Here is a 17,116-nt window from a genome sequence, read left to right on the forward strand (position 1 = left end):
ACTTGACACTAAGCGACATAAAAACAGCAAAAAGAGACATTGTGGGGAATATTGAGGGGTTTGGTGTAGGGGAAGCATGAAGGAGAAATGCGGGCTATTGGGAGGATGACCTCCCTCGCAATGCAGCCGTCAGCGCCTTACAGTCGGGTAACTTGGAAGACTGGAAACGAGAAGAAAATTACCACCAACGCTCTCTGTCAGAAACTGGGATGTATCGATACAAAAAATTACTCAGCCCTAAGCTGACTCTGCGTAATTACAATGCACAAGCTGGCGAAGCATTGGCCAACGTGAAAGCGATAAACAAAGTCATAAGACTCGGTATGCCTGTTAGCTACCGAATTGATTGATGGGAGCAATCCTATTGGGATCAGTGCGTTAGGGGAATGATTTGATCAACAACGCCTATGAGGACTCTACTTCTCGTATAAATTTGTCGATACTTGCCTCATTTACGTCTTCATCGAAATGTTCCGCTTTTAGCTTATCACATAGCATTCTAGTTTTCGCGGCTACTCGACCATCTTCTTGTTCCTTCCATATATCAACTTGCTCCAGAACCTTATGGAATAGTTTATCAGGTAACCTGTTGCCCATTTGAATGCCCATGACTGAAGGGAAAATTGATTTATATGACTCTCTTATATCACGTACACTGGGAGCTAATGAGAAAAAGTTAAGTAGAAATTCTGGTCGCATAATACATTTAGCTGCATTTTTTTTTTCAAGGTCACCAGTATAGCGTTGAACTCTCGACTCCTGCGTCAACCACCATGTTTGATAGCCATACTCAGGGTATGTCGAAATCTCTTTCCATTTATTCCTATAGCCGTAGACAGCCTTTATGATTAACGCAACGCCTTCAGCTAGTTGATGATTGCGTTTGATTGGCAAAATTTCTTCTGCCAATTCGTTTACTTCGCCATCATTTGTAACTGACCTCAAATCATCATTTGAGTAAAAACTCATTCCAAACTGGTGAATAATGTATGCTCTTAACTCCTCTTTACCAAGCGAAGTGTGAAGTTCATTATAAGTTAAGAATCCAGACATAAAAGACTGCCAGGAATTAGAATATCCTTCCCTTTTAGCATGGTAATACGTGCGAATTAAGATTTGCTCAGATTCTCTAATCAAATCTTCTGTTAAATGTGATTCTCTTTTAAGGATGTGATTTTTATATTCATTATCAGTCACAATCAGATGCTTGATCACACCATCGAGCACTGGTTCAGTGAGCATTAGTTCAATACCTGCTTCATTTGACATTTTGAAGAGGTTTCGAGTCATCTGATTTTCTTTGCTTAAGAACCTTTCTGTAAGTGCTCTAACAATCATATCAGTACCAACAACTAACCTAAAATTTGCTGTGGCTTTCTGAAAATACTCTACAACTCTAGGCTCCGCTTGTAGCGTAAATAGTAGTACATAAGTTCTAGAAAACTTATTCAATAATGCTCGTTGGTTCTCTGTGCTTTGGTAAAACATGGAACGAACTATATTAACAACCATGTCTCTTTGAGCATGAAAATCCATCCCCTGTGCTTCATATTCATCAAGTGCATCAGACACTCGGTCAAAGACTGTATTTTCGATGAAACTGCTTTCGCTACCTTCAGAACCATTGAGGTAAGATGAACACTTTAACCCTTCTTTTTCGAAGAAGAGTTGAGATGTCCTTATAGCGATATTTGCAATGATTTTGCGATCTTCGATTGATAATTTTGAGAGTTCATCCTGAGAGCTAATTTCAGTGATTACATCAATCTTGACACCTTCATCTATTGCTTTTTCGTTCGCAATAATTTTTCTCGTGTCATAAGGTAAGCAGTACTTATCCCCTTTTTTATGATAATTAACTTGCTTACCCCCAACGCCATTCTTCTTTACTAGTTCTCGAAGACGATCCGATAGCATTCCCCCAACTATATTCTTTGCCCACGGGATGTTTTCCGCGATTTTTTGGTTAATTTCCAACAGAGTCATGAACTTATCTTGGTCAGGGTCTGTATCATTCAGCGACCATAAAATTAAACTATCTGCGACAGTTTTGACTAAATGTTTGTCTTTCTCTCTGTTCTCTACTTGTTGTTGAAGAAAAACATAAACCGAGGGGTGAGTTATGTTCTCACTAGTCTTAAGTTGTGAACTTTTCGACAGGTCTTTTAGGAAGTCTGTGAATCGGTGCAAATGCGTGTAATACGCTTTTTTTGTCGCTTCATTATAGTTTATCTTTGAAAGTAGCCATTTAGCATCTCTAATTCGAACAAATACATCATGTTTGTCAGTTAGATCCTCTTCCTCTTTATCAAATGTTCCTATCGTTTGGGAGGTAACATAAATGATCGTTTTTACAGCTCTTCCAAACTCTTCCAGCCTATCTAATGTCTGTTTGATTTTTTGTCTATGATTTGCTGTGACGGACATTTGGTAGAACACTTTAGGTCTATCTTTTGTATATAAACCTTCCACACGAGCGCCGTCTGCGCCACCATCAGAAGTACCACCTACTGGTACAAACCCTGGCCCATCGATGGCTCCAATTAACTCATTTGCAAACTGTTCAAATGGAAACCCTTCACAATTATCAAGTGCTACTTGAGCCAGTTTTGTGTTCACTTCCTCTAGTGCCATATCCGTTCTCATAACTAACTGCTCTATATGAAGTTACGATACTACTATCACTATAAATAATCTATGTGCTTTCATTTCATTTGGTAGAGGTGTGACATCAGTCGTTTGATGCTGAGGTGTTACTGAAAATTTTCGGATGAGAAAAAGTAGGCAAAATGGAGATTGGACTGCCGACGTAGATCATCTGCTCTAATTAAGAAAGGGGCACAAATGAGCTAGCCCCCCACTCCTTTAAAACCACCTTTACACCTATCCCTCTAATCCTTCCTATGCTGGCTCTCCACTTCTTCAGCGAGCATACCGTAGATGACGATTAGGTTGTAACTCACCATGCCGAGGACTTGGCCGTTTTCAATCACGGGGGCGCGGCTGATGCCGAAGCGTTCGAATAAACGGGCGCAGTATTTCACATTCATATTGGGCGATACGCTGAGCGCGGGTTTGGTCATAATTTCATAAACGTTGACCCGTGATGGCGCGCGGTTTTTGGCGAGCACTTTTTTGGCAATGTCGTTCATTAACACAATGCCGAATTCGTCATGCTCATCGCGTTTATTGACAATAATCGCTTTCACTTCTTGTTCGCGTGCAATGCGGATCGCTTCTTCGACCGTGGTGAGCCCATCAATACACACGGCATGGGCATGCATCACATCTCTTACCGTTTTATGTTGTTTCATAACTCGTCCTTCACCACTTCGGTTAATTCTCGCATTTGGTGGGCCACGCCCACGGCATCTTCCACATCAATTTGCACCGCGATACCACTGCCGGAGGTGGCATCAAACTCGCCCACATCATTAATGGTTTCGAGTATGGTGCGCGCTAAGTGCTCTTCCACCAAAAAGATGGCCACGTCCCGCTGCACATCCAGCGTCAGCCCTAAAAAGGTTTTCTTTTTCACCAAGCCTTCGCCACGCGCGTTGTTAATAATAGTCGCGCCGGTAGCGCCGGCTTGTCTGGCGGCATCGAGCACCGCATCGGTTTTGGCATCTTCAATAAACGCCATGATTAATTTGAACCGCATAGGCTCTCCTTACGATGAACGCTGTGCGTGCTTTTTCTGTAAATAGGCTGTGATTTGGGCATAGCCCATCACGGTGATCATCGGAAACAAACTGGCAAACGCAATTAAGCCAAACCCGTCAAGCATCGGGTTTCTTCCCGGTACGGTAGAGGCTAGCCCCAACCCCAGCGCCGTCACCAAGGGCACGGTCACGGTTGAGGTGGTCACCCCTCCAGAATCATAGGCCAAAGGCACGATAAACGGCGGGGCAAAATAGGTTTGGATCACCACCACCACATAGCCGGTGATGATGTAATAATGGAGCGGATCGCCCACCACAATGCGGTAACACCCCAAGGCAATCCCCATGGCGACGCCCAGTGCCACTGAGGCACGTAAGCCGTTCACCCGAATCGCCCCGCCCGAGACTTTGGCGGCTTTAATCGCCACTGCGATCAATGAGGGTTCAGCCACCGTGGTGCTAAAGCCAATCGCTGCGGCAAACAGATACACCCAGTAATAGGCTTGCCAATCGATCTCGCCACCTGCTTTGAGTGCTGCGCCGACAAAATCGGGAGCGGTCAGCTGCTCGGCCATCGACGAACCAAGTGGAAACAATGCCAGCTCGAGCCCCATTAAAAACAGGCTTAAGCCGAGAATGACATAGAAAAAGCCGAGAAAGATCCGTTTGGGATTGTTAAGCGCTTTGCGCAATACAAACAGCTGAAAGCCAAAGATGATCGCGATAATCGGGATCACATCGCGCACGGTGGAGAAAAAGGTGTCGAGAAACAGGGTGAGTGGATTGTTCATGCCACCACCATGCCGTAGGCCATCACGAAGATCATCGGAGACAGAGAGGCAAAGGCAATCAAGCCAAAGCCATCCACCATGGGGTTGCGCCCTTTGATCACGGTCGCCAGTCCCACGCCGAGCGCGGTGACCAATGGCACCGTGATGGTCGAGGTGGTCACCCCACCTGAGTCATAGGCAATGCCGATAATACTCGGCGGTGCGACCATGGTCATCGCCACCACCAGCAAATAGCCGCCAATAATCAAACGGTGGATCGGCCAGCCTTTCATGATTCGCACCACCCCCAGCACAATCGCAAACCCAACCGAGAGCGCCACGGTTAGCCGCAGACCGTTGGCGTAGCTGTCTTTGGCCGCTTCGCTGGTGTGTATCATCCCGCCGTTAGCGGCGACATCTGCCGCCTCTGCCGCCACCGCGGTGAGTGCGGGCTCGGCAATGGTGGTGCCAAAGCCGAGCAAAAACGCGAACGCAATCAACCAGCCTAAACTGCCTTTGTGGGCCAGCGAATGCGCCATGGACTCGCCAATCGGGAATAATCCCATGTCTAAGCCGTATACAAATAAGGTCAGCCCCACGACCACCAGCACCAAGCCAAAGGTGATGGAGATCCAGTTGGGCAGCGGTTGTTGCAGAACAATCACTTGAAAAAAGCCAATCACTAGGATGATGGGTAAGAGATCGCGAAAGCTTCCTAGCAATGATTTGAATAACGCTTGCATGTAGGCGACATGACTCCCTGCGCAATAGAATGAAAAACACACCTTTTATATGCCTATTTATGTTAGCACTCCCAATTTGGGGTGCGAGGAGCAGAAGAGAAAACTGCGCGATCAAACCGATTTTGGTTGCGGCACGTAACAGGATACAAAGCAATCACTTGCGCTAAGTCTAAAACCCTCTTAGCGTTAGTAATAATCACCATTACCCGACGTTAGGACATCAGGCATGAAACTCTTAATCACTGGCGGCACTGGCCTGATTGGTCAGGCGTTAATTCCACGCTTGCTGACCGAGCATCAGATCACTGTGTTATCCCGCTCCAAGCAAAAGGTCTCCCAGTGCTTTGGCGATAAGGTCACCCCGTTAGAGCGGCTTGATGACCTCCCTCATCTCAATGATATTGATGCCATTATTAATTTGGCCGGTGAGCCGATTGCCGATAAACGCTGGAGTGAGCAGCAAAAAGGGATTATCTGCACCAGCCGCTGGGGGCTAACCGAAAAACTGGTGGAGAAAATTCATGCCAGCAGCACCCCACCACACACCTTTATTAGCGGCTCGGCAGTAGGCTATTACGGCGATCAGCAAGATCGCAGCTTTGATGAAACCTTGGTGGTCCATGCCGATGATTTTGCCCAGCATGTGTGTCATCAGTGGGAGAAAATTGCCTTAAAAGGCGCGTCGCAACAAACGCGGGTGTGCTTGCTGCGCACCGGCGTGGTGTTAAGCGCTGAAGGTGGTGCGCTAAAGCGGATGATGCTGCCGTATAAACTCGGGCTGGGCGGCCCAATTGGCAAAGGCCAGCAATACATGCCGTGGATTCATATTGATGATATGGTCGGTGCGATTATCCATCTGCTCAACACCCCTGAGCTCAAGGGGCCGTTTAATTGCACCGCGCCAGAGCCGGTCACCAATAAACGTTTTAGCCAAGCGCTCGCCCGTGCCTTAAAACGCCCGCATGTGTTCTTTGTCCCCACACTGGCAATTAAAACCATGATGGGCGAAGCCTCGCATTTGCTGCTCGATAGCCAGCGCGCCCTGCCTCACGCACTCGAGGATGCGGACTTTCAATTCCAGCACCCCAAGGTGGAAGAAGCCATGCAGTCACTTTTTAAATAGCGGCCCTTTCCTATCACACAGCGTGTTGCTTGCTAGCCGTTCTGCACAAAAAAGCGGGTATCAGTTTTCTTGATACCCGCTTTGTTTTCGACGAATCAGATACGTTTTATCGCGTTAACGCCGTTGCGGGTCAATCAGTTTGCGCAGCATCGAGGCGACCGTGACAAACACCAGCGCCACCGCCAACACAGGCAACACCGCCCAGAGCTCAGGATGCAGGCGTACCTCCATTTCAAAGCCCCATTTCAGCAGGCCAACCATCGCCGCTTCTGCGCCAAGCACCGCCATTAAGCCCGATACAAAGGCCATCACGCCGTATTCGCTCCACAAGGTGCGTTGAATGCGGGTGCGGCTCGCGCCCAAGGTGCGATAGAGGTTTATCTCCTGCTGGCGTTCGCTCAGGCTGATACGCAGCAAAGTCAGTAGCAGCAGCAAGCCGCTGATCACCGCCAGCCCCGCCAAGACCGAGAGCGACAAGCCAATTTGACGCAAAATCGACTGAATACGGCTGCTCATGGTGCGCAAATCAAGCAGCGTGACGGTCGGATACTCCCGTGCCAAGCGATTGAGCAGCGGGGTTTGTGATTCATCGAGCCTGAAGCTCACCAGCCAGTTGGCGGGTTTGTTGGCGAGCGTCTCGCGGTCGAAAATAAAGTAGAAGTTAGGCCGCATATTGCGCCACTCGACTTCACGAATCGAGTTCACCGTGGCGGTAAAGTCTTGGCCAGTCACGCTAAAAGTCAGGCTATCGCCAATCTCAATCTCCAAACGCTCGGCAATGTCGGCCTCTACCGACACGCCATTCTCGGTTGGCCAGTTTCCGGCAATCACCTCATTGTGTGACGGCAAGCTGTCACGCCAGGTAAAGTTAAGCTCGCGGCGCAAGGCCTCATCCGCTTCATCGCGCTCGGCCTCGTCGGTTGGGAGCTGATAACGCTCACCGTTTTTGCCCACCAGCCGGCCACGCACGATGGGGTAGGCATCGGAGCGCATTAGGCTGGCTTCGTCGAGTTCACCCACATAGTCTTGCTGCTCACTCGGGGCGATATTCAGCGCAAACACATTAGGCGCATCGGGCGGCAGCATCCGTCCCCAATCGGCAAGCAAATCGGTGCGCAGCAGCCAGATAATCGCCAAGAGCATAAAGGAGATCGCGAGCGCCCCTAACTGCACGCTGCTAGCCAGTTTGTTGCGGGTAATTCGGCTTAAGGCGAGCTTGACCGACGGCGCACGCACCCGTGATTTCACCAACCTAAGCAGGCCTAACCCTGCCAGCGCCAGCAAGACGATCATCACCGCCATCGCCCCCAGCACTGTCCATAGCAAGGTGTTGTCAAACGCCCACAGCGCAAGCGCCCCCACCGGTATCGCAATCAAAACAGCCGCGGTGCCACGACGGCGACGTCCGATGGCAGCCTGCGATTGCACGGCGGCCAACGCGGGCGCATCCAGCAGTTTAAGCAGCGGCACCCCCAAGGCTGGCAGCGCCACCAACAGCGCGACACCGGGCGCAAGCACCCAAGGCACCCAGCCATAGCTTGGTAATGGCGAGGGCAGCACATCGGTCAGCGGCAAGCGCAAGAGCACTTCGAGGGTGTAACCCGCCGCTAACCCCACGGCGGTGGCAAGGACAAACAATAAGGTTAACTGCCGTGCCAACCAGCGCCGCACCCATTGCTGGCTAGCGCCGAGGCTTTTTAGCATCGCCACCAAGTCCGCACGGCTTTTGGCATAGTGCTGACAAGTTAAGGTTAACGTCGCCGCGGCCATCACAATCACCAGCACCACGGTTAATGACAAGTACTGACGGCTGCGATCCAGCATATCGCCGGTGCGATCGGAGGTATTTTCATCCACCCAGCGCTCGCCATCTTGCAGCGTATAGCTGGCTTTAGCCGCACTAAGGCTGGGCTCGTCACCGGTTAAAAAGTAGCGATAACGCACGCGACTGCCTTCGCGCACCACGCCCGCAGCCGGCACATCGGCACGGTGCATCATTACCGCGGGCATTTGGCTAAAGGGGTTAAACGAGAGTTCCGGCTCGGCGGCCAAAGTGCCGCTCACATTTAAATCGAGGTTACCAATCGACACGGTGTCACCGGGTTTGACGCTCAACAAGCTAAACACCCGCTCAGACAGCCATAGCTCACCGGGTTGAATGCGGCGGTCACCGCCAATCGCTTGGCCGTTTTGCTCCAGCACCAAGTCGCCACGCAGCGGATAAAGGCTATCCACCGCTTTCACGCTGACCAGCTGCATTTTTTGCTCGCTAAACGCCATGGTGCCAAAGCGGGTTTGGGCAGATACCGTAGCGCCGGCTTGTTTAAACGCATCAATTTGTTCGGTGTTAAGCGGCTGGCGAGTGCGCAATACGGTATCAGCAGCAATTAGGTTGCGCCCTTGCTGGGTGAGCACATTTTCAATGCGGTCGGCCAATGCCGACAGCGCAAACACACAGGTGATGATCAGTGCCAGCGCCACCGCCACTGGCCAAATTTGCCCGTGTAACAGTTCGCGCCACGCCCAGCGGTTGAGTAGTCCGTTTTTACTCGCCATTCACTCGCTCCTGTAGTTTGCCGCTGTCCATCATCAAGGTACGCTGACAACGCTTCGCCAGCGCCGGATCGTGGGTGACCAACACCAAGGTGGTGCCATGCTTTTCGTTCAGCTCAAACAATAAATCGATGATGGTCGCCGCGGTTTTTTGATCGAGATTGCCAGTCGGCTCATCGGCAAACAGCACGTGCGGACGAATAATAAATGCACGCGCGAGGGCCACCCGTTGCTGCTCCCCGCCAGAGAGTTGCGACGGCAAATGACTTTCGCGTCCTTGTAGGCCCACCGACGCCAGCAGTTGCTTGGCGCGGGTGTCATCTTCTTCCTCACCGCGAATGGTGAGCGGCAACATCACGTTCTCAAGCGCGTTCAGTGACGGCACCAGTAAAAAACTTTGGAACACAAACCCCACCGATTCGGCACGAAGCGCCGCACGCGCATCTTCATCCAAGGTGGAAAGCTTGTGGCCGAGCAGATCGACCTCGCCTTCACTGGGCGTATCTAATCCTGCAAGCAAAGTCATTAAGGTGGATTTTCCTGCGCCGGACACGCCCATTAATGCAATCGACTCGCCTGCCTCGATTTGTAGCGAGACATCCTGCAGAATGGTAAGCGGCTGTTCGCGTGTCACGACATGTTTTGCAATTTTTTCGGCTCGAATAACAGGAGAGGCCATGTTACGCATCCTTACTTTGTTGTGTTTTTTGTGGGTGAGCAGTGCCAGTGCACAAACGCTCCTTGTCCTTGGTGACAGCTTAAGCGCTGGCTACCAAATGGCGGCTGAACAAGCCTGGCCTGCTAAGCTGCCGCGCGCGCTCAACGACCACGATGTCGAGATTGAGGTGATTAACGCCAGCATTTCCGGCGATACCACCGCCAATGGCCTGCAGCGTCTGCCGCAATTATTAGAACGCCACCAGCCCGAATGGGTGCTGATTGAACTCGGCGGCAACGATGGCCTACGCGGTTGGCCATTTAGTCGTATACGAGACAACCTTAAGCAATTGATCACTCAAACCCGCGCCGCCGATGCCACGCCTTTGTTGGTGCAAATCCAAATCCCGCCTAATTATGGTCAGCGCTATGCACAAGGATTTGCTGATATTTATCCTACACTGGCAGAGCAAACACAAACCCCCTTGCTGCCCTTTTTTATGGAGACTGTGATCCAAAAGCCTGAATGGATGCGTGATGATGGCATTCACCCGATGCCGGCCGCACAACCTTGGATTGCCGATTTTATGGCAGAAAAACTCGCGCCTTACTTGTCTGACGCAACCGAATCATGAATGAGGATCTTATGGACACTGCCTCACCGCTGAATAACGCCATTTTAATCACCGGCTGTTCTACCGGCATCGGCTATGCCTGCGCCAAAGCCTTGCATGAGCAAGGACACACGGTGATCGCCAGTTGCCGAAAGGCTGACGATGTCAGCCGTTTACAGCAAGAAGGCCTAACTTGTATTCAGTTAGATGTTTCAGACACGGCCAGCATCAACCAAGCGGTCGACACCGTCGAGCAAATGACAGGCGGCAAACTCTTTGCACTGTTTAATAACGGCGCTTACGGCCAACCGGGCGCGCTGGAAGATTTGCCCACCGACGCCTTACGCGCTCAGTTTGAGACCAATGTGTTTGGCTGGCACCATTTAACCCAAGCCTTGTTGCCGATGCTGCTTAATTATGGCGAGGGACGCATTGTGCAAAATAGCTCGGTGCTGGGCATAGTGGCATTGAAATACCGCGGCGCGTATAACGCCAGCAAATTTGCCCTCGAAGGCTGGACTGATACCCTGCGCTTAGAGCTCAGCGACACGCCGATTAAGGTAAGCTTGATTGAGCCCGGCCCGATTGAAACCGCGTTTCGTGCCAATGCACTCAGCGCCTTTAAACATTGGGTAGACCCTAATAAAAGCCGCCATCAACAGGCCTACCAAGCCCAACTTGACCGCCTTGCGGCAGACGAAGGTGGCAACAAATATACGTTGCCCGCTGACGCGCTTGTCGCACCACTGACGCATGCCTTGTTCTCGCCTCGCCCCAAAATCCGTTATCGCGTGACTCAACCGACAGTGTGGATGGCAATCCTCAAACGGCTCCTTCCCAGCCGCTGGCTGGATCGGGTCTTGCTCAAAGGCGGTTGATGCAACAGCGAAAAAAACGCCAAAAAAGCGTGGTTGCTGTCGCATTTGTCATACGTTTGTCATAGACGAGCGCTAATCTGACCGTCACTGGTGGAAAACGTCCGTTAGAACATTATCCGCCAATAACGCAACACCCTCGATAACAATCATAAAGGAGCCGGCTGATGACCTTGCATCAATTGAACTGGCTCTGCTTGAGCGTCGCTTTGTGCGTGGTGCTCGTGTTGTAACTCGCACTTGTTTTGTAATGACTTCGCTTGCAGACCGACGAAATGAGCCACCCTCCGGTGGCTTTTTCGTTTTTTCTCTTTTTAATCCCTTTCGCCTTTGGTCAGAACCGTAATAACACGCCCAAATACACGCCCAGTTGCTTGAATTTCTGCACGTTTGCCCCCACCCTTAAAGCAAATCCACTTGGTCAGGATCCATGATGAACGCAAACTATATCGTCGAATTAACCGAGCACAATTTTCAGCAGATTCTCGAGTCGTCGTCTCGCACGCCGGTGCTGGTGTACTTTTGGGCAAGCATGATGCCCGAAAGCGTGGAGCTTAAACCCACGGTTGAACAAATTGCTCACGACAGTCACGGCAACTTCACACTGGCGACCATCGATTGCGAAGCGCAGCAGCTGATTGCCGCGCAATTTGGTGTGCGTGCGCTGCCAACGCTGGCGCTGTTTAAAGACGGTCAACCTGTGGATGGCCTCGCTGGCCCGCAAAATGAAGAAACCGTACGCGAGATGCTGAACAAGCACCTTCCAAGCCCAGAAGATCAAGCGTTCGAGCAAGCGCGTCAGCTCATGGCCGAAGGCAATTACACCGATGCTTTGGTGATTTTAAAGCCGCTGGAAACCAGTCACGGCGATAAGGGTGAATACAAACTGGCGATGGCGGAATGCTTGGTCGAGACTCATCAGTTTGATGCGGCGCAAGCGCTGCTGGATACCGTGCTGATGCAAGATCAAGATGCCACCTACAAAAGCTTGGTCGCCAAGATTGAGTTACATAACCAAGCGATTGATGCGCCTGAAATCCGCCGTCTTCAGGCTCAACTTGAAGAAAACCCAGACGACGCCAACGTCGCCTATGAGTTGGCAGTGCAGTTCAATCAGATCAATCGCAGTGAAGAAGCGCTGGAGCTACTGATGAACATTCTTCGCCGCGACATGAATCATGCCGAGGGTGAAGCTAAGAAAACCCTGATGGACATCCTTACCGCGCTCGGCCAAGGCAATGAGGTGGCGTCGCGTTATCGTCGTCAGCTCTATTCGCTGCTTTACTAAATGTTAGTTTGTCACGGGCGATTCATCCCCTGACGCACTACAACTTGAGGGGCTGGCGTCCAACTCGCCTAGCTCACTGTCACCGCGCAGTGCTTCGATAATTGGGCACTGCGCTTCACTATCGCCCGGACAAGCCTGCGTTAAGGCGTGCAGTGTGGTTTTCATTGCCGCCAGTTCTGCCATTTTCTCATCAATCTCTACCAATTTTGTCTCGGCGCGCGCTTTGACATCGGCACTGCGTAACGACGGATCGCGCGACAACGCTAACAAATCCGCACTTTCTTCTAAGGTAAACCCCACCAGTCGCGCCCGACGGATCATTTGCAGCTCATTCACGTGCTGCGCGCGATAGTCCCGATAGCCATTCTCCGCCCGATGCGGCGGGGTGATCAGCCCTTTTTGTTCGTAAAAACGAATGGTTTTGCTAGTTAGGCCGGTTTTCTCTGCCACTTGTTGAATTTTCATTTTGCTCGCTTGACCTTCCAGTAGCTATAAGGTTTACAGTTTAGCCTAACGAAAATTGCGACAATCGCCAACATCGAATCATGTCAGGCGATAAGGAGAGGCAATGACTACCACCGACACTAACATCACCGACTACACATTGCCGCTTAGTGGTTTAAGCTGCCAAGGCTGTGTGAAAAAAGTGACAAAAGCGCTTGAAGATATCGACGGGATTCGTATTGAAGAGATTGACACCCAGTCAGTGTCGTTAGAGGCCCTGGGTGAAAGCACCGAGTACCCACTTCGCCAGGCGGTCTCCGCGATTGAAGCGCTCGGCTATCAGGTCGGCGAGCATTATCACTTGGCCTTAAGCGGGCTAAACTGCGGCCGCTGTGTGGCCAAAGTCGAAGCGGCACTGGACGAGCAGCCCACGGTGTTTTCTCACTCAGTGAGTAAAACTGAGGCTCATGTGCACACCAGCTTAAGTGCTGATACGCTGATTGAGCTGGTTGACCAGCTCGGCTATCAGGCTGAGCTTGCCACCGACGATAACCAAAGCGCTCACACTGATCATGAAGCAACCTCAGACATGGACAGTGATACAGAGTCAGGGGCCGAGCCCAGTGACAGTGCACACAACCGCTCCGCCGCCTCTCACTCTGAACAAGCGCATTCATCCAGCGATGACACCGTGAAAGCAACCTCCAACGTGAGCCGTCAGCAATACGTATTGTCTGGGATGACCTGTGCCAGCTGTGTAAGCAGTGTGGAAAACGCGATTAGTGGCGTTGATGGCGTGGCCAATGTGAGCGTTAATCTGGCCGAGCGCAGTGCGATTGTAAAAGGCAATGCCGCACCTGATGCCATCGTTGAGGCGGTGGAGAACGCTGGCTATGGCGCGGAGAAAGTCGAGGATGACAATGACCGTCGCGAGCGCCAGCAGCACCAACAAGCCGCCGAGTTAAAAAACTTTAAACGCAGTACGATAGCTGGCTTAGGTCTTGGTGGCCCAATTATGGCTTGGGGGATATTCGGTGGCAGCATGACCATTCAATCCAGCCAAGATCAGTGGGCGTGGGGCGCGGTAGCCATCCTTACCCTCTTGCTTTTGGCTACGGGTGGCCGTCACTTCTTTGCCAATGCTTGGCAGGCACTGAAGCACAAACGTGCCACCATGGATACCTTGGTGGCACTCGGGACAGGCGCAGCATGGCTGTATTCTACCGCCGTCGTCGTGGCACCGGCATTATTCCCTGAACAAGCACGGCATGTGTATTTTGAAGCCTCAGCGATGATCATTGGTTTGATTAGCCTAGGCCATGCGATTGAGGCACGCGCACGTGCCAACACCTCCAAAGCGCTTGACCAGCTGCTTGATTTGCAGCCGCCCACGGCGCTGGTTATCGAGAACGGCCAGGAGACAGAGCGTCCGCTTGATGAAGTCAAACAAGGGATGACGCTTAGGGTAAAACCGGGGGCGAAAGTGCCGGTAGATGGCGAAGTGGTCGAAGGCAGCAGCTATATTGATGAGTCGATGCTCACAGGTGAGCCCGTGCCGGTCAGCAAACAGCAGGGAGACACGCTGCACGCGGGGACAGTCAACCAAAAAGGGAGCTTGACGTTTAAAGCCACCGGCGTCGGTAGCGATACTATGCTGGCGCGTATTATCGATTTGGTGCGCGAAGCCCAAAGCAGTAAACCTGAGCTGGCCAAGCTTGCCGATCGCATTTCCGCGGTGTTTGTGCCCATCGTAGTGGCCATTGCGCTGATCACGGCGGCTATCTGGTATGTTGTCGGCCCAGAGCCGTCGGTCAGCTATATGCTAGTCACCGCCACGACCGTGCTAATTATCGCTTGTCCGTGCGCGCTTGGCTTGGCCACGCCTTTATCGGTGACTGCTGCGGTGGGTCGCGCCGCCGAAGTCGGGGTATTAATTCGTGATGCGGATGCGCTACAAACCGCGGCCAAACTTCACACGCTAGTGTTTGATAAAACGGGGACATTGACACGCGGCCAACCCGAAGTGACCCATGTAAAAGCGATTAACGGCGACCAAGAACGTTTAATGGCGATCGCCGCCTCGCTGGAGCAGCATTCTGAGCATCCGCTGGCGCAGGCTATTGTTAATTATGCCAAGGCACAAGATCTCTCACTGCCAACATCAAACGACTTTAATAGCGAATCCGGCAAAGGGATCCAGGCGCAGATCGATGGGGCGCGCTACTTCATTGGTAACCAGGCGTGGATGGACGCACAAGGGATCGAGACTGCCTCCCATCAAAGCGACATCGACGCCATGACTCAGCGTGGCGAGACCGCCATCTATCTTGCCAATACAGACAGTGTGCAAGCGCTGATTGGCGTCAGTGACCCTATTCGTGACGATGCCATTGAGGCCGTTGCCAACCTGCAAGCGCAAGGGCTCGAAGTGATCATGCTCTCTGGTGACCACCCTGACACCGCCAATGCCATTGGTCGTCAGCTAGGCATTGATCATGTGATTGCAGGTGTACTTCCGGATGGTAAGTCCGAGCAAATTCAAGCGCTGCAACAACAAGGCAAGCGTGTGGCGATGGTCGGCGATGGCATTAACGATGCCCCTGCACTCGCACAAGCCGATGTGGGTGTCGCCATGGGCAGTGGCAGTGATATTGCCATAGAAAGTGCGCAAATCACCTTGATGCACCAGCACCTTGGCGCGCTGGCTAACGCGATTGCTTTGTCTCAAGCCGCCGTGCGCAATATGAAGCAGAACCTCTTTGGGGCCTTTATTTATAACACCTTAGGGATCCCAGTCGCGGCCGGTATCCTCTATCCCTTCACTGGCATGTTGCTCAGCCCAGTTATCGCAGGGGGCGCGATGGCGCTGTCTTCGATTACGGTTGTCACCAACGCCAATCGACTACGTTTTTTCAAAATAAAATCAAACGACAAATAACAAGGAGCGATAATGAAGCGTTTACAATTACTTGCAGCGACAGTGGGCCTGATGAGTGCCTCAGCGATGGCCGCGAGCGGCGTGGTGTATAAATCGCCCAGCTGTGGCTGTTGCGACGATTGGGTTGAGCACATGGCGCAAGCCGGTTTTGAGCTAGAGGTCAAGCCACATGATGATATGGCGTCCATTAAGCAAGAGATGGGCGTACCTGCGGAGATGCAATCGTGCCATACCGCACGTATCAACGGCTATGTGATTGAAGGGCATGTACCAGCCAAAGAGGTGAAAAAGCTACTCGCTACCAATACTGGGTTAGAAGGTCTCGCTGTCGCTGGCATGCCGATCGGCTCGCCAGGCATGGAATATGGCGACCGTCACCAGCCCTACACTGTGATGGCGTTTGATGACGCAGGCAACACGCAAGCCTTCCAGCATTACCCAAAACCATAAACACCCTGCCACTATAACGACAAAACCCCAGCCAAAAGGCTGGGGTTTCTTGTTGGTCGGTGAAGAGGGATTCGATTGGACCGGCTTCCGGCCCCCGACTAAATGCGCTCTCCACTACCCGAATAGTGGTCGGTGAAGAGGGATTCGAACCCCCGACCCTCTGGTCCCAAACCAGATGCGCTACCAAACTGCGCTATTCACCGTTAATGCTTTTTACTTCAACCAAGTAACATTCGATCACTCAGTTTTAAAATAATGGTCGGTGAAGAGGGATTCGAACCCCCGACCCTCTGGTCCCAAACCAGATGCGCTACCAAACTGCGCTATTCACCGACAATGTTCTTTACATCAGCCAAGCAACCCTAGATTACCGAGCTTAAAAATAGTGGTCGGTGAAGAAGGATTCGATTGGACCGGCTTCCGGCCCCCGACCCTCTGGTCCCAAACCAGATGCGCTACCAAACTGCGCTATTCACCGACATCTCTGACAAGTTTTACGAATAGGTATCAAACTTGTCAAGCAGCTTAGTATGCGTTTAAGTGCATCCTGCCTGCTGAGGTCGCCTATCATACTCAAGCACCGCGAAACCTCAAGCCCTCGCCGTGTATTTTTTCACTTAAGCGCATTAAACGGTGAAACTCGCATCAGTTGCGCGCAGTTTGTGATCGGATCGTTGTTAACAAATGTTGATAATTTGTTCGACATTTCTCTTGATCCTGATCAGTATTCAACCCGCTTCCTATTGGCATCCTGACCCTACATTAACGGACACGAGGGTACAGACTATGGACTTTTGGCTTGATCTACTTTTCGGCAACGCCGTGGGCTTGTCATCCATGATTGTCATCATCTGTACATTTGGCCTGATCAGCTTTTTCGGCGGCTATTTTGTCTACAAAGTGATGACTTCCAAACCTCAATAACCTGTTTTATTGCCTACCTATCTTTAAGCATAATTGCTTAACCTGGAGTTGCATGGTTGGTCACAGAGTGTGGCT

15 protein-coding genes, 3 tRNA genes and 1 pseudogene are annotated in these 17,116 nt (G+C 51.5%); 8 read left to right on the forward strand and 11 right to left on the reverse strand.

What is annotated here, in order from left to right:
- Positions 1–80 precede the first annotated feature (80 nt).
- Positions 81–350, forward strand: a pseudogene (locus WN56_RS16720) (IS5/IS1182 family transposase); the annotation flags it as partial.
- A 55-nt stretch (positions 351–405) separates the two neighbouring features.
- Here WN56_RS16720 and WN56_RS03745 read toward each other — a convergent pair.
- The 5 genes from WN56_RS03745 to WN56_RS03765 all read right to left on the reverse strand — a co-directional run bounded on the left by WN56_RS03745 (position 406) and on the right by WN56_RS03765 (position 5,175).
- The gene (locus WN56_RS03745; protein ID WP_046073674.1) at positions 406–2,634 is read right to left on the reverse strand and encodes a hypothetical protein; all 2,229 of its coding nucleotides are present in this window, start codon (positions 2,632–2,634) and stop codon (positions 406–408) included.
- 257 nt (positions 2,635–2,891) lie between these two features.
- A complete protein-coding gene (locus WN56_RS03750) occupies positions 2,892–3,314 on the reverse strand; it encodes a CBS domain-containing protein (protein ID WP_025674526.1) in 423 nt (140 codons plus the stop codon).
- Positions 3,311–3,661, reverse strand: a complete 351-nt coding sequence (locus WN56_RS03755) for a P-II family nitrogen regulator (protein WP_025674528.1) — start codon at positions 3,659–3,661, stop codon at positions 3,311–3,313. Before WN56_RS03755 ends, WN56_RS03750 begins: the two co-directional genes overlap by 4 nt.
- A 9-nt stretch (positions 3,662–3,670) precedes the next feature.
- Entirely contained in the window at positions 3,671–4,453 is a 783-nt protein-coding gene (locus tag WN56_RS03760; RefSeq protein WP_046073675.1) for a DUF1538 domain-containing protein, read from the reverse strand.
- On the reverse strand, positions 4,450–5,175 hold the full coding sequence (locus WN56_RS03765; protein ID WP_046073676.1) for a DUF1538 domain-containing protein: 726 nt from the start codon (positions 5,173–5,175) through the stop codon (positions 4,450–4,452). The genes WN56_RS03760 and WN56_RS03765 overlap by 4 nt, the downstream gene beginning before the upstream one ends.
- 226 nt (positions 5,176–5,401) lie before the next feature.
- Between WN56_RS03765 and WN56_RS03770 the strand changes: the two genes are divergently transcribed.
- Complete coding sequence (locus WN56_RS03770) at positions 5,402–6,298, forward strand: TIGR01777 family oxidoreductase (RefSeq protein ID WP_046073677.1); 897 nt, start codon at positions 5,402–5,404, stop codon at positions 6,296–6,298.
- Between the two features lie 114 nt (positions 6,299–6,412).
- Here the strand turns inward: WN56_RS03770 and WN56_RS03775 are convergent, their stop codons facing one another.
- Both WN56_RS03775 and WN56_RS03780 read right to left on the reverse strand, forming a co-directional pair.
- Positions 6,413–8,854 carry an ABC transporter permease gene (locus WN56_RS03775; protein WP_046073678.1) on the reverse strand — a complete coding sequence of 814 codons (2,442 nt, stop codon included), beginning with the start codon at positions 8,852–8,854 and terminating at the stop codon, positions 6,413–6,415.
- Positions 8,844–9,530, reverse strand: coding sequence for an ABC transporter ATP-binding protein (locus tag WN56_RS03780; protein ID WP_046073679.1), 687 nt, complete (start codon positions 9,528–9,530; stop codon positions 8,844–8,846). Before WN56_RS03780 ends, WN56_RS03775 begins: the two co-directional genes overlap by 11 nt.
- On the opposite strand from WN56_RS03780, the gene tesA reads away from it, so the two are divergent.
- From tesA to WN56_RS03795, 3 genes are all read left to right on the forward strand, one after another.
- On the forward strand, positions 9,529–10,143 hold the full coding sequence (gene tesA / locus WN56_RS03785; protein WP_046073680.1) for a multifunctional acyl-CoA thioesterase I/protease I/lysophospholipase L1: 615 nt from the start codon (positions 9,529–9,531) through the stop codon (positions 10,141–10,143). The two genes, WN56_RS03780 and tesA, sit on opposite strands and share 2 nt — an antisense overlap.
- Before the next feature lie 29 nt (positions 10,144–10,172).
- Positions 10,173–11,000, forward strand: coding sequence for an SDR family oxidoreductase (locus WN56_RS03790; RefSeq protein ID WP_046073858.1), 828 nt, complete (start codon positions 10,173–10,175; stop codon positions 10,998–11,000).
- A gap of 430 nt (positions 11,001–11,430) precedes the next feature.
- Positions 11,431–12,285, forward strand: a complete 855-nt coding sequence (locus WN56_RS03795; protein ID WP_046073681.1) for a co-chaperone YbbN — start codon at positions 11,431–11,433, stop codon at positions 12,283–12,285.
- A gap of 3 nt (positions 12,286–12,288) precedes the next feature.
- Here WN56_RS03795 and cueR read toward each other — a convergent pair whose 3' ends face one another.
- Positions 12,289–12,750, reverse strand: a complete 462-nt coding sequence (cueR, locus tag WN56_RS03800) for a Cu(I)-responsive transcriptional regulator (protein WP_046073682.1) — start codon at positions 12,748–12,750, stop codon at positions 12,289–12,291.
- A gap of 103 nt (positions 12,751–12,853) precedes the next feature.
- Here cueR and WN56_RS03805 point away from each other — a divergent pair, with 103 nt between their 5' ends.
- Together WN56_RS03805 and WN56_RS03810 are read left to right on the forward strand one after the other, a co-directional pair.
- Positions 12,854–15,667 carry a cation transporter gene (locus WN56_RS03805; RefSeq protein WP_046073683.1) on the forward strand — a complete coding sequence of 938 codons (2,814 nt, stop codon included), beginning with the start codon at positions 12,854–12,856 and terminating at the stop codon, positions 15,665–15,667.
- Positions 15,668–15,679: 12 nt separating this feature from the next.
- Positions 15,680–16,117, forward strand: a complete 438-nt coding sequence (locus tag WN56_RS03810) for a DUF411 domain-containing protein (RefSeq protein WP_046073684.1) — start codon at positions 15,680–15,682, stop codon at positions 16,115–16,117.
- A gap of 126 nt (positions 16,118–16,243) precedes the next feature.
- On the opposite strand, the gene WN56_RS03815 is transcribed toward WN56_RS03810, so the two are convergent.
- From WN56_RS03815 to WN56_RS03825, 3 genes are all read right to left on the reverse strand, one after another.
- Positions 16,244–16,320, reverse strand: a tRNA-Pro gene (locus tag WN56_RS03815).
- 53 nt (positions 16,321–16,373) lie between these two features.
- Positions 16,374–16,450: transfer RNA gene (locus tag WN56_RS03820), tRNA-Pro, on the reverse strand.
- Between the two features lie 53 nt (positions 16,451–16,503).
- Positions 16,504–16,595 (reverse strand) — tRNA-Pro (locus WN56_RS03825).
- A 308-nt stretch (positions 16,596–16,903) separates the two neighbouring features.
- On the opposite strand from WN56_RS03825, the gene WN56_RS16725 reads away from it, so the two are divergent.
- Complete coding sequence (locus tag WN56_RS16725) at positions 16,904–17,041, forward strand: DUF3149 domain-containing protein (RefSeq protein ID WP_046073685.1); 138 nt, start codon at positions 16,904–16,906, stop codon at positions 17,039–17,041.
- Positions 17,042–17,116 lie beyond the last annotated feature (75 nt).

The organism is Salinivibrio sp. KP-1 (assembly GCF_000968645.1).
Lineage (GTDB): Bacteria > Pseudomonadota > Gammaproteobacteria > Enterobacterales > Vibrionaceae > Salinivibrio > Salinivibrio siamensis.

Coding starts and splice junctions, on each gene's coding strand:
- WN56_RS03745 (WP_046073674.1), bottom strand. CDS start 2,634: ATGGCACTAGAGGAAGTGAACACAAAACTGGCTCAAGTAGCACTTGAT.
- WN56_RS16725 (WP_046073685.1), top strand. CDS start 16,904: ATGGACTTTTGGCTTGATCTACTTTTCGGCAACGCCGTGGGCTTGTCA.
- cueR (WP_046073682.1), bottom strand. CDS start 12,750: ATGAAAATTCAACAAGTGGCAGAGAAAACCGGCCTAACTAGCAAAACC.
- WN56_RS03810 (WP_046073684.1), top strand. CDS start 15,680: ATGAAGCGTTTACAATTACTTGCAGCGACAGTGGGCCTGATGAGTGCC.
- WN56_RS03795 (WP_046073681.1), top strand. CDS start 11,431: ATGAACGCAAACTATATCGTCGAATTAACCGAGCACAATTTTCAGCAG.
- WN56_RS03750 (WP_025674526.1), bottom strand. CDS start 3,314: ATGAAACAACATAAAACGGTAAGAGATGTGATGCATGCCCATGCCGTG.
- tesA (WP_046073680.1), top strand. CDS start 9,529: ATGTTACGCATCCTTACTTTGTTGTGTTTTTTGTGGGTGAGCAGTGCC.
- WN56_RS03770 (WP_046073677.1), top strand. CDS start 5,402: ATGAAACTCTTAATCACTGGCGGCACTGGCCTGATTGGTCAGGCGTTA.
- WN56_RS03775 (WP_046073678.1), bottom strand. CDS start 8,854: ATGGCGAGTAAAAACGGACTACTCAACCGCTGGGCGTGGCGCGAACTG.
- WN56_RS03760 (WP_046073675.1), bottom strand. CDS start 4,453: ATGAACAATCCACTCACCCTGTTTCTCGACACCTTTTTCTCCACCGTG.
- WN56_RS03780 (WP_046073679.1), bottom strand. CDS start 9,530: ATGGCCTCTCCTGTTATTCGAGCCGAAAAAATTGCAAAACATGTCGTG.
- WN56_RS03755 (WP_025674528.1), bottom strand. CDS start 3,661: ATGCGGTTCAAATTAATCATGGCGTTTATTGAAGATGCCAAAACCGAT.
- WN56_RS03765 (WP_046073676.1), bottom strand. CDS start 5,175: ATGCAAGCGTTATTCAAATCATTGCTAGGAAGCTTTCGCGATCTCTTA.
- WN56_RS03805 (WP_046073683.1), top strand. CDS start 12,854: ATGACTACCACCGACACTAACATCACCGACTACACATTGCCGCTTAGT.